The 10,797-nt window shown below is 61.9% G+C and carries 12 protein-coding genes; 5 read left to right on the forward strand and 7 right to left on the reverse strand.

What is annotated here, in order from left to right; genetic code table 11:
• Window positions 1–4: 4 nt before the first annotated feature.
• Genes B3446_RS14925 through B3446_RS14935 form a run of 3 tightly spaced genes read right to left on the reverse strand, consistent with a single transcriptional unit; the run spans window position 5 to window position 3,371 of the window.
• Entirely contained in the window at window positions 5–1,810 is a 1,806-nt protein-coding gene (locus B3446_RS14925; protein WP_291382965.1) for a hypothetical protein, read from the reverse strand.
• The gene (locus B3446_RS14930; RefSeq protein ID WP_349680045.1) at window positions 1,807–2,313 is read right to left on the reverse strand and encodes an ABC-three component system middle component 2; all 507 of its coding nucleotides are present in this window, start codon (window positions 2,311–2,313) and stop codon (window positions 1,807–1,809) included. The genes B3446_RS14925 and B3446_RS14930 overlap by 4 nt, the downstream gene beginning before the upstream one ends.
• Window positions 2,301–3,371, reverse strand: a complete 1,071-nt coding sequence (locus B3446_RS14935) for an ABC-three component system protein (RefSeq protein ID WP_291382969.1) — start codon at window positions 3,369–3,371, stop codon at window positions 2,301–2,303. Before B3446_RS14935 ends, B3446_RS14930 begins: the two co-directional genes overlap by 13 nt.
• Before the next feature lie 576 nt (window positions 3,372–3,947).
• On the opposite strand from B3446_RS14935, the gene B3446_RS14940 reads away from it, so the two are divergent.
• Window positions 3,948–4,280: a hypothetical protein gene (locus B3446_RS14940; protein WP_291382971.1), complete on the forward strand. Its 333-nt coding sequence runs from the start codon at window positions 3,948–3,950 to the stop codon at window positions 4,278–4,280.
• 101 nt (window positions 4,281–4,381) lie between these two features.
• Here B3446_RS14940 and B3446_RS14945 read toward each other — a convergent pair whose 3' ends face one another.
• Window positions 4,382–5,119: an anti-sigma factor family protein gene (locus B3446_RS14945; RefSeq protein WP_291382973.1), complete on the reverse strand. Its 738-nt coding sequence runs from the start codon at window positions 5,117–5,119 to the stop codon at window positions 4,382–4,384.
• Window positions 5,116–5,631, reverse strand: coding sequence for a sigma-70 family RNA polymerase sigma factor (locus B3446_RS14950; RefSeq protein ID WP_291382986.1), 516 nt, complete (start codon window positions 5,629–5,631; stop codon window positions 5,116–5,118). The genes B3446_RS14945 and B3446_RS14950 overlap by 4 nt, the downstream gene beginning before the upstream one ends.
• 388 nt (window positions 5,632–6,019) lie before the next feature.
• Here B3446_RS14950 and B3446_RS14955 point away from each other — a divergent pair, with 388 nt between their 5' ends.
• Complete coding sequence (locus B3446_RS14955) at window positions 6,020–7,054, forward strand: catalase family peroxidase (protein WP_313492477.1); 1,035 nt, start codon at window positions 6,020–6,022, stop codon at window positions 7,052–7,054.
• Window positions 7,051–7,641, forward strand: coding sequence for a cytochrome b (locus B3446_RS14960; protein WP_291382975.1), 591 nt, complete (start codon window positions 7,051–7,053; stop codon window positions 7,639–7,641). Before B3446_RS14955 ends, B3446_RS14960 begins: the two co-directional genes overlap by 4 nt.
• Before the next feature lie 175 nt (window positions 7,642–7,816).
• Here the strand turns inward: B3446_RS14960 and B3446_RS14965 are convergent, their stop codons facing one another.
• On the reverse strand, window positions 7,817–8,272 hold the full coding sequence (locus tag B3446_RS14965; protein ID WP_291382977.1) for a hypothetical protein: 456 nt from the start codon (window positions 8,270–8,272) through the stop codon (window positions 7,817–7,819).
• A gap of 130 nt (window positions 8,273–8,402) precedes the next feature.
• A complete protein-coding gene (locus tag B3446_RS14970) occupies window positions 8,403–8,852 on the reverse strand; it encodes a hypothetical protein (protein WP_291382980.1) in 450 nt (149 codons plus the stop codon).
• Between the two features lie 163 nt (window positions 8,853–9,015).
• Here B3446_RS14970 and B3446_RS14975 point away from each other — a divergent pair, with 163 nt between their 5' ends.
• Window positions 9,016–9,543 carry a sigma-70 family RNA polymerase sigma factor gene (locus tag B3446_RS14975; protein WP_291382982.1) on the forward strand — a complete coding sequence of 176 codons (528 nt, stop codon included), beginning with the start codon at window positions 9,016–9,018 and terminating at the stop codon, window positions 9,541–9,543.
• Window positions 9,533–10,585: a FecR domain-containing protein gene (locus tag B3446_RS14980; RefSeq protein ID WP_291382984.1), complete on the forward strand. Its 1,053-nt coding sequence runs from the start codon at window positions 9,533–9,535 to the stop codon at window positions 10,583–10,585. The genes B3446_RS14975 and B3446_RS14980 overlap by 11 nt, the downstream gene beginning before the upstream one ends.
• Window positions 10,586–10,797 lie beyond the last annotated feature (212 nt).

The following is a 10,797-nucleotide window of genomic DNA, read 5'->3' on the forward strand; positions in this document are numbered from 1 at the left end:
GAGGCTAAGTAGGCCGAAACTTCGCCGCAGGGAAGAATCCCTGTCGTCCCGAGTTGCCTGAACCTGTGAACTCGATGGGCTTGAGCACCGCAGCTGTTGTCTCTTGAATCGGTTCATTTTCTAAGATCACAATTTGGCCAGCGCCACTCCACGTGGAGAGCCAGCTGTAGAAGTTGTCCGTCACAGTCTTCGTTGCGATGTCATCGTCATTTCGAGCAGACTTCGGGTCAGCGTAAGCCTTTAGCGGCGAATCCACGACGACAACTCCGAGATGAGGGTGACCTGACTCCAGCGCGTGCTTCATCAGAGCGACCGTCATCGCAGTCAGGAACAATGCACGCTTGCCGGCGCCGTAGCTCAGTCTTGCACGACCGTCGATTATTAGGTCGCATGCGGCGGCGTCGAGCGAGACAGTTTTGATGTCCGTGAAGCCCCAGACTGCCAGCATGTCCTTGGAAATTTGAGCGACTGCTTCGCCGTGCTTTCCGCCAGTGCGGCTAAGCTTGACTCGTGTCTGCACCTTCGCCTTCTTCAGGCGTTCTATTTCCGCTGTAAGACGTTCGACTTCGTCCAATACTCCCAAAATCGACGACAGACTTGTGTGGCTCTCCGCGAGTTGCCGCGGATCGTGGGAGTACTCGTCGCGAGTGGTCCTGAGTTCGCTGAACTCCTGCTTCTCCAGGACTTCCAGTTTCGCTCTTTCCATCGCCACGACGGCGCTTACTGCCGAGAGTCGTGTCTGTTCCGTTGCAAGTGAGGCCCTCAGCCCTTCACGCAAGGCGTGAATCTTCTTGGCTTCCGCGGCGATTGCCTTGCGGTAGGTTTCTGGCGCTTGCGGCTTCAAGTCTTCGGGGTTGACTTGGCTTTCATCGGGCATGCCGCACAATGGACACGTCGTTTTGTTCAGAACGTTGAAGAATGATATGCCTTCATCGGTCGCCCCAAGGCGGGCCAGGTCGCTTGAGTACTTCTGGTCGAGCATCTTGAATCGCTCGACCATCGACGCTGCTGAAGCCATAGACCTCTCTGCCTCTGCCAACCCAGTTCCGCTAATGGCAATGTCTTCGCGTAGCCGCTTGAAGCGGGTCGCTCTGGCCTCATGCTGCGTCTTCATTGCGTCGAGCAAAGCGTCGACCCGCTCAAGTGCTTCGGCGGCTTGCTCCCGATCTGCGTCTGGCGGCAGGGAAGCCTGGACGCGTTTCAGGTTGTCTTCTGCGGAGCCCAGCTGACCTTTGATGCGTTCCACTTCAGCCGTGCTTTTAAGCAGCTCGATTGCTTCGTCATCATTGCCGGTCAGGAACAGATTGAATGAGGAGATGTGCTTCGTGACGGCGAATCCAACTCCGGCCGTCGCATCCTCGCTCAGAACTGTCGGCTGAGACACCAGAGTCCAGTGACGCAGATCGTCACCTGTGACAGGCCCTTTTTCGGTGCGGCTGCGCAGGAGGCGCCGGCCTGCTGCGCCGGAAAGGTCAACCAGAAGTTCACCCAGATCTTCCTCCAGCGCTAGCGGTTTTCCTCCCACACCTGGCTGCGCATAAACCGCAATTGCACCACCAACCAGGGCACGATGCACGTTGTAAACACGCTCACCGCTTCGGAACACAAGCTCCAGGCGGTCGTAGCCCTGCATCTCGGGAATTATCTTCGGCACTTTATCGCCACCAAGAAGGTACCAGAGACAATCGCGGATATAGGACTTTCCTGTGTCGCTAGGCCCGCGAACGAGAGTATGCAGTTCATCGAAATCGATCGTCGCAGGCTCCCGACTGGGTCCGGTCGCGGAGAGCCTCACCAGCTTTATGCTCATATCAATTGCCCCCTTCCGGCTATGCCAGCGAGCTCTGCGCCCCATAGCTGACCTTTCTCAGCGAATTCGCGTGTCAGTTGACCCGAGTCGGCTAACGTGTATTTCTTGGCGGCCCATTCGCAGCGTTCGTCCAAATGGCGCAAATATTCAGACTCCAAGGCTCCGACCATGGATCGGGCAGAAGGCCCGGCGATGTAGGTGATCCCACTATCATCCAGACGAGCTCCGACAAGGCCGCGCGTGCTCATGATGTACAGACCTTTTTCGATGAGTTCGCGACGACTTAGGTATTCGCCTCCTCGGAACGGGACGGGGGTATGCAAGCTTTCCGGTCCACCTAGGTCAGCCGAGTAAACGACCGCATAGTCTAGGAGCACGAGCTTTTGAAGATCAGCTCCGTCGGGGTACATGGCGTTGAGCAGGTAAACCATCCGGATGCCTAACTCGAATGGTGAGTTAAACACCGAGACGCTCTCCCTGTTTGATTTTCCTATTTGACCCACTTGAGCCTCTTGTGATTGACGAGATGGTGACAGGTGCCAGGAAGGTCACCAGCGCGGATTTGAGGGTGCAAACGACTCTCCTGCAACTGCAGGTCAGTCACCTTCTCTATGGCAACATCCAAACGCTCCATCCCAGTCTTGAGCTTTGGTCTAGTTACAAACGGGCGGAGGCCATCGAGCACCATTTCTAGCAACTTTTCGAACTCCGGGTCCGTATATAGGTCACGGCTAAAACGTAGCAGGCCTTCGGCGCAGTAAAAAGATTGTCGGTGCGACTCGAAGTTTTCGGCATACTGTCCAGTCATGCATGAAGCGCGGCTGAGGGTAGAACCATGGTCTTCCGAGTAAACACGTACTAACTCGTCGATGTAAATATCTTCGTGCTTTGCAGGAGCTGCGGGCGCACGGTCGTCGACGCCGCGGACGGGAACAATCCCAAACAGCTCAAAGTGAGCTCTCTGGTTGCGTGCATGCCAGTGAAGCAAGTCACGCACAGTGCACTCCCTGAAGCGCTTGAAATCAAAGTCGTCGATTACTTCACGAACCACTGGGATAAGTTCATTTAAACGGCCCTTCATCCCACTGGTTCCCTTCTCCCAAGAGGTCACGAAAGCAGCTTTGAACGCCTCGCCGGACGCTGCAAGCAGATTATGAAGATCATTACCGACTCCGTGGGGTGCGCACAGGTAGTAGATTGAGGGTTTGGGGTAGGTCTTGGCTGCCAAGTGCTTGAAGAACTTGGCCATTTCAGGAAAGACTTCGCTGGGCATGAGCCCGCTGGCGTAATGCTTGCACTGATAGAGATCCCAGCCATCAGTAACTAAGTCGGCGCCGTACCTTGCTTCTACGTCTCGGCCGCCGTCACCAGCGCCCCCGAGTCGCTTGACGACATCGTAAACGGGCGAACCTGATTTCTGGCGCTGGCGAGCAGCCTCAAGGACAAACTCCTCCCAGTCGTCCTCGTTAAACAAGGTGACTTGAGACGATGCAGGGACCGCGCCCTGCCTCACTGCAAACTTGTTCTTTCTGGCCTTTTTGGCGGCGGGCTTTTGGGGCACAAGAGCATCTGCTTCGAGTGCAGCACGATCCAGTCCGCACTCATAACGGTGGTCAAGAGGTCTCTACAGCTACTGCGTATGGATTTTTTGATGATCGTAACTCATAGTAACTTGGGCGCGCTACCACATCGATAGATTCGGATTCGTGGGACGGTGTGGCGGTTTCCCTGATACCTGCGAGCAGTACGGCATCGGCGTCTTATACACAAATGGTCCCGCTTCCAAGAAAGGCGACGTTCGGACGCAGTTGCCAGAACTCAGGTTCGGGTCGGCAGCAGACAATGGCTTATTTCCACCCAACAGTCGCGAACTTGTCCCTCCACACAGGTGGGCCTCGCTCCACACCGTATACTCAAGCGACTATCGCCACGAACGGTAGCCCGGTGTGGAAGCCGGTAAATTCGTCGGTGCTGACCTCCCAGTCAGCACGCCTCCGCACGCCCAATGGGCGGGCCTTGGCAGGGGTGCGCTAGTCGCACGCCGGTTCCGACGATCCGGTCTTCCAACCTTGTCCTGTGCCCGCCCGCCCCATTTGGAAGTGGGGCAGCGGGATTTCCACATCGTCGGAGGAAATCCATGCAATCCCATCCCCTAACTGAAAACCCCTGGTCCGTCGACACTAATCCCGAACTCGGCTTGGTGCCTCTATCTCATCTCTACAACATCGACCGCGCCCGCTATGCAATCGCGTCCATCGCGCGTCTTGTCGGCAACAGCGCCTCTGAACCGGACGCAACCGGCGCGCAGCCGCTGGACGCGTGGACCGTGGCCGCATTGATGGGCGGCGTGGAAGGCCTGTGTGACCACATGGGCGCTTTGACCGATGCCATGCTGGAATCAGCACGAGCGTGCGCACAAGACGCCGATTACGCCGACCCCACGCACGACGCGCCGACGTCGATTCAATAAGCGCGAAAGACGGCTCGGGCCTGCCGCGACGTGCGACAAGCCCGAGCCGTTAGATTTCGACGAAGACGTGCGCGATCTGGGGCGTCAACATCTCCCAGGTGTCACGATTCACCCACTTGCAAATTCTGACCGCGCACATCCTCCGCCGTCACCAACGCATAGTTATACCCCTGCCCCGACCAATACCGCGCCACCAGCTCGCCATCCGTCCGGCTCCCTTGCGCCAGAAACTGTCCCCCCGGCCCAGGCGGCCGAATATAAAACGTAGCGCGCTGCCCCGCATTCTCATAAATAACAAGCGCCGCCGGCCCCTGATCGGTAGCCAACAAACGCGCAGCAACAGGCCTAAACCCGCTATCACTCAAATTAGGCAACCGCTCGGCATGCGCAAAATACGCATCCAGCCACCCCTGTAAATCCCCAGCATCGGCCCGCACATCCGGCTGCGGCGCATCCGCTGACGCAAACAACCGATAAGCCTGCATCGCGTCCTGCATCGGCAGCACCCGACTCGCCAAGGCCGTATCACGGGCGCGCCATCCCGTAACCCCGCCAATCGCCACCGCCACAACGAGACTAGCCGCCATCGCCACACGCCGCCGCGTGCGAACTCTTAGCCCCGCGCGCACCGCAGCAGGATCCAATGCAGGATTACCCGGCAAACCGTCCCCGCCAGCCCCTTCCCGCAACCGCTGCGCATCCCGCCGCCACGCCTCCAACTCCTGCGCCTCATCCGGATGCGCCCGCAAATACGCCTGCAGCTCCTGCAATTGCGACGGATCCAACTGCCCGTCCACATACGCATTACGCGTCAGATCATCGATAGAGCGTTCTTTCATTTCAATATCCTCAGACGAGCCTCGCCAGCCAGTCCCTCATGCAGTTCACGCAAGGCACTCCGCGCGCGGGACAGGCGCGACATGACGGTGCCCAGCGGCACGTCTAAAACATCGGCGACGGCCTTGTAGCTCATGCCTTCCACGCTGACGAGCCACAGCAGCGTGCGCTGCGCCTCGGGCAGGCGTTCGAAGACATCCAGGGAAGATCGCGCGATGACCTCGCGCTCGGCCGACGGCGCTGCGGCGTCGGACCCGGCAAACCATGACAGCAGCCGCGCATAGCGGCGCGAGCGGCGTTGGGAGTCCAGGAATTGGCGGTACAGGATGGTGAAGAGCCACGCGCGCACGTCGCCTTGCGGACGGCGGCCGCGCCAGCGGGTGAGCGCTCTTTCCAAGGTGGATTGCACTAGGTCGTCGGCAGCGACCGCATCGCGCGTGAGGCGCAGCGCAAAACGCCGCAGGCGCGGCAGTAGTTGGCGCAGCACGGCGTCGGAGAGTTCTTCCGCTGGCATCTCGTCGTCGGGGGATGCCGGCGCGTCGGGCGGCACGCGGACCGGTTGAATCATGGCGGGTTCCTGGGACAGGCCTGCGTAGCCAGCTTACAGGCCAATGCAGTAAGACGCCGCTCTGGCGGGTTTATTCCATCGCGGAATAACTTTTTTTGCGCGGCGTCCTACAGGGGTATTCATCGCCCCATGGGCAAGGAGCCTTATGCAACAAGGATCTGACCGCAACGGCCCGCCGCCGGGTCAAACGCCACCGGGAAGCCAGCCGCCGGGCCGCCTGCCACCGAATAGCCAACCGCCGGGTGCATGGCAACCAGGTGGCCAGCCCTCGGAAGACCGACCCCAGAAGCCCCGGCCGCTCACTACCCCCCAAACCCTCCTTCGGCTCACCGCAATCGGCGCCATCGTGCTCGCCTCGGGCGCCGCGTTCGCCTACGTCGGTGGCTGGCTCGACCCTCAGCGTCTGACCCCAGACCGCGTGGTGAGCGCACTGGAAGCCAACAGCGGCGTCCACGAGGGCTTTCGGCGCAACCACGCCAAAGGCGTCTGTGTCGTCGGCCGCTTTGAAAGCAGCGGCGCGGCGCACGATTTATCCACTGCCTCGGTGTTCGCGCCGGGCAGCACGCCGGTGGTGGGAAGGCTGGCGCTGCCCGGCGGCAATCCTTACGCATCGGACTCCAGCGTCCCGATCCGCAGCTTTGCCTTGATGTTCACGTCGGCCAACGGCGAACAGTGGCGGACCGGCATGAACAGCATGCCGGTGTTCCCGCTGTCGACCCCGCAGGCGTTCTACGATCAGCAGATCGCCGGACGCCCCGATCCCAAGACGGGCGAGCCCGATCCGCAGCGCATGCAGGCGTTTTTCGCGGCGCATCCTGAAACGGCGGCGTTCCGTGCGTGGGCCAAGACCGCCAAGCCTTCCGCTAGTTACGCCACCGAAGACTATTTCGGCCTGAACGCCTTCTTCCTGATCGATGGGAACGGAAAGCGGCAGCCGGTGCGTTGGCAGTTGGTGCCGGTGGACGCGGCGGCGGCGCCTGTGGCGCAGCCGGGGCACGATGCCGACTATCTGCAAACCGATCTGCAACAGCGTCTGACCCCAGGGCCGTTGCGCTGGCGCCTGCTGCTCACGCTGGGCCAGCCCGGCGATTCCACTAACGATGCAACCCGCCAGTGGCCGGCGGACCGGCCGACCGTCGACGCCGGCACCGTGGTGATTACAAGCAGCGCGCCGCAAAGCGACGGCCCCTGCCGCGACGTGAACTACGACCCGACGGTGTTGCCGCAAGGCATTGCGGTTTCCGACGACCCACTGCTGGCGGCGCGCTCCGCGGCCTATGCGGCCTCTTATGAACGCCGCACGGGCGAAGGGCCGCCTAAAGCCGCCGCTGCGTCATCCCAGTCGACCCAACCGGAGCGCGCCCAATGATCTCGTCGCCTAATCAAACCCGCCGCCCGCCCGCCACATTCAGCCTGTTCGCACGCGTGCTGCATTGGTCGATGGCGGCCGGCATACTCGCAATGCTGTTCATCGGCGTGGGCATGGTGGCGTCGGTGTCCGAGCGGCATCAATGGCTGGTGCAGATCCATAAGCCGTTGGGCTTGGCGCTGCTGGCGCTGGTGTGCATTCGGCTGGCCAGGCGTGTGTTCAAGGGCGCGCCTGCGTTGCCGGCGGATCTGCCGGCATGGCAGCGTCATGCGGCGCTGGCCTCGCACGTCCTGCTGTACGCGCTGATGTTCGCGATGCCGCTGATCGGCTGGGCGATGCTGTCGGCGGGTGGCTATCCCGTCGTGGCGGGCGGTTGGCAGTTGCCGCCGATTGCGCCTGCGGATGCGGGGTTGTTCGCTTGGCTGCGCGGCGCGCATCGCTATCTGGCCTTCCTGCTGTTCGCGACGGTGCTGCTGCATCTGGCCGCGGCGTTGTTTCATGGCTGGGTGCGGCGGGATGGCGTGCTGGAATCGATGACGCTTGGGCGGGCGGCGTCGATGTCTGGCAACGGTCGATCGTCCCGTTGATCACTGGCTTGGCCGGTCACGGCGCTGGCGGCTTGACGTGCGTTACGCCGGCGTCAATGCCGCCGGTTTCGATCTCGGCGTTGGCTCAGTCAGCTGCGGCAAGCAGAGGATGAATCGTGGGATATGGGTAAGGCGCGGCAGCGCCAGACCATCCCGGCCACCAGCGATGTGCAAATCACTTCGGATTCATCGGCCATCGCTTATCCTCACCACGGTATTGCGTGCTGTGGCCGCCTGTTATGTTGGCTTGGCTTGATGCGGTGGTGCCGTCGCTGTAGCGGGTATCGTGACCGCCGAGGATGTTGCCGCTGCTTTTGGATGTCCGCCCGTCGCTGTAGACGGTGTCGAAGCCGCCGCCGTTGTTGCTCCGGCTTGTTGAGGTGGTGCCGTCACTGTAGCGGGTGTCGAAACCGCCTCCGATGTTGCTGCTGCTTTTTGACGTGCGGCCGTCGCTGTAAGTGGTGTCGAAGCCACCGCTGATATTGGGTTGGCTCCAAGACCGGGTGCCATCGTCATGGGTGCAATCCTGACCGCCGAAAATATTCTTGCTGCAGCTTTCCGCCTGCACCGCACCCGCCATCAGCATGCTGCTGAACGCCATCGCCACAATCAGAGTTCCTTTCCGGCTCATCCCATTTCTCCTCGATGAAGCGCCAACATGGCGGCTGTCTGGCGAGGATTATGTGGCCCACCTATTCGGCCCAGGTTTCAACCGATTTCGCCTTGATGCGGACAAGTTGCACTGCGTTTCGGAGCAACCTTCAATTCGGCTTCCAGGTCACCCCATCCTTTGTCCGATACTCCGGCGTTCCCGTGCAGCACCCGCCGGCGCCCAGCGCCTGCCGCCCGATGAAGACCTTCAAGCCGCCCTTCTCCTCCGTGATCGATTGACTCAAGCATGACGTCGGCAGGGGATAGAAGTCGCCCTCGAGCACCAGCGTCCAGGTCACGTTCTCCCCTTCGGCTGGGTCGACCCGATACACCTTGCAGTTGTGCGCAAGCAGATGAATGGGCTTTCCCGCGAGGACTCCCTTGAACTGATGTTCAGCCGGCGCTTCACGCGCGGCGATAGTTTCAGCGGTGAGCTTCGACCCAGCCGGCGGTGGCGGCAGTGACGGCTCGCATGCGGCAAGCAGGCTGGTCGCGCATAGCGTCATGGCGACGCGGCGGGCGGAATGCTTCAGCGATGGTGTTGTTTTCTTGGGGGCCATACTCGCTCCTTGGGCGACATCTTAGGCCTCAAATACCAAACTCACGCCAGACCGATAGCCGCAAAGCGAAGCGCTCATCCCGAAGCCCCCCGCATCATCGAATCCGACCCGCTCCGCCTTCACCCCTATAATGGGAACCATTCCCATTAACAAAGCCCGTCCGATGTCCGCCAAGCCCAGCGCCAGTCCCGACGCCGGTATCTCGACGATTTACCGTGACCACCATTCCTGGCTGCATGGCTGGCTGCGCCTGAAGCTCGGCGACGCGCATCGCGCGGCGGATCTGGCGCAGGACACGTTTGTCCGCCTGCTCTCGGCCAATTCCACCACCCAGACCGAAACCGCCTTGCGCGAACCGCGTGCTTACTTGCGCACCATCGCCAACCGCCTGCTGGTCGACCATTGGCGCCGCCAGGAAATCGAGCGCAACTATCTGGCGGTGTTACAGACCTACCCCCAACAGCATTGGCCGTCCGAAGAGTCGCGGCTGTTGATCCTGGAATCGCTGGAGCAGATCGCGCAGATGCTGGGCCGGTTGAAGCCCGAGGTGCGCGAGGTGTTCCTGCTGGCGCAGATGGAAGGCCATACCTGCCCGCAGATCGCGCGGCAGGTGGGCAAGTCGGTGGCGACGGTGGAGCGCTATCTGGCGCAGGCGCTGCAACACTGCTATCGCCTGGTCTATGAGTGCTGATCGCGTTGCGTCCGCCAAGCCGGGCGCGGGTGCGGACGCCACCCTGAATGGCGCGGGCGATGCGGCGGTGCTGGACGCCGCCATTCGTTGGCGCATCAAGCTGCAATACAACACGGCGGACGCCAAGGCGTGGCGGGCCTTTGATGCGTGGGTGGGCGCGAACCCCGCGCATGCGTTGGTTTGGGAGCGCTTGCAGGCGCTCAGCGCGCGTTTGCAGCGGCCCGCGAAGGACATGCCCCCGGAAGCCGCGGCGCGGATTCTTCGGCAGACAGGAACGGCGCAGGCGCTACGTTCGCGGCGCAAGGCGTTGATGTCGCTGGGCGTGCTGGCGGCGGGCGGCTGGATGGCGTGGCAGGCGCGCGATGTCCAACTGGTTCAACACGCGCTGGCCGATGTGGTCACGTCGCGCGGAGAGCGGCGGCGCATCGTGTTGCCGGACGGCGGCACGCTGGTGCTGAACACGGACACGGCGGTCAACATCCGTTATGGCGATCAAGCGCGCAGGATCACGTTGCTGGCCGGCGAGGTCTATCTGATCTCCGGCAGCGACCCGCTGTCGCGTCCGCTGTTTGTGGAGACGCGTGATGGTCAGGCGCGGGCGTTGGGGACGCGCTATCGGGTGCGGCAGTGGGACGAGGCCAGCGAAGTGTCGGTGGATGAAGGCATGGTCGCCATGCTGCCGCGCGATGGCGGCGACGAGGCCGCAAAGACACTGCAGGCAGGCGAATCCGCGCGGATGGCGCGTCAGAAGGTATTCGGTGCAGGACCGACCGATGCACGCGTGATGGATGGCGGCGCGTGGGTCGAAGGCGCGCTGTCGGTGCGGGACATGCCGCTCGACGCATTCCTGCAGGAGCTATCGCGCTATCACGGCGCAATCGAATGCGACCCCGCAGTGGCGCGGCTTAGCGTCTCTGGCGTGTTCCAGCTGGACGACACGCGCAAGGTGCTGGCGTTGCTGCGCCAGATCCTGCCTATCGAACCGCAATCCGGCCGCTTGTGGTGGGGCGGACGCGTGACGCGGGTGCGGGCGCGCGCGTGATGGACGACGTCCGGAAAAAAATATTTGAGGGGATCGGCGAACTCGTTCGTCATACCGCTTGAAGCAGTGCGCACTGCCCAAGATGGACCGACCCTCATTGGAGTAACCCTTTCGTGAAGACCTACCGACACCCGGCCGCCACGGCGCCGGGCGCCCGGGCTTGCTTGCGCGCCTGCCCCGCCCCTTCCCTTGCCGTGCTGCTGCCGCTGGCG

The organism is Achromobacter sp. UBA5777 (genome assembly GCF_002418565.1).
Lineage (GTDB): Bacteria > Pseudomonadota > Gammaproteobacteria > Burkholderiales > Burkholderiaceae_B > Achromobacter > Achromobacter animicus.

Excerpts from the sequence above, each read along its gene's own strand:
- B3446_RS14925 (WP_291382965.1), bottom strand. The coding sequence starts at position 1,810 with ATGAGCATAAAGCTGGTGAGGCTCTCCGCGACCGGACCCAGTCGGGAG.
- B3446_RS14940 (WP_291382971.1), top strand. The coding sequence starts at position 3,948 with ATGCAATCCCATCCCCTAACTGAAAACCCCTGGTCCGTCGACACTAAT.
- B3446_RS14945 (WP_291382973.1), bottom strand. The coding sequence starts at position 5,119 with ATGAAAGAACGCTCTATCGATGATCTGACGCGTAATGCGTATGTGGAC.
- B3446_RS14950 (WP_291382986.1), bottom strand. The coding sequence starts at position 5,631 with ATGCCAGCGGAAGAACTCTCCGACGCCGTGCTGCGCCAACTACTGCCG.
- B3446_RS14960 (WP_291382975.1), top strand. The coding sequence starts at position 7,051 with ATGATCTCGTCGCCTAATCAAACCCGCCGCCCGCCCGCCACATTCAGC.
- B3446_RS14965 (WP_291382977.1), bottom strand. The coding sequence starts at position 8,272 with ATGAGCCGGAAAGGAACTCTGATTGTGGCGATGGCGTTCAGCAGCATG.
- B3446_RS14970 (WP_291382980.1), bottom strand. The coding sequence starts at position 8,852 with ATGGCCCCCAAGAAAACAACACCATCGCTGAAGCATTCCGCCCGCCGC.
- B3446_RS14975 (WP_291382982.1), top strand. The coding sequence starts at position 9,016 with ATGTCCGCCAAGCCCAGCGCCAGTCCCGACGCCGGTATCTCGACGATT.
- B3446_RS14980 (WP_291382984.1), top strand. The coding sequence starts at position 9,533 with ATGAGTGCTGATCGCGTTGCGTCCGCCAAGCCGGGCGCGGGTGCGGAC.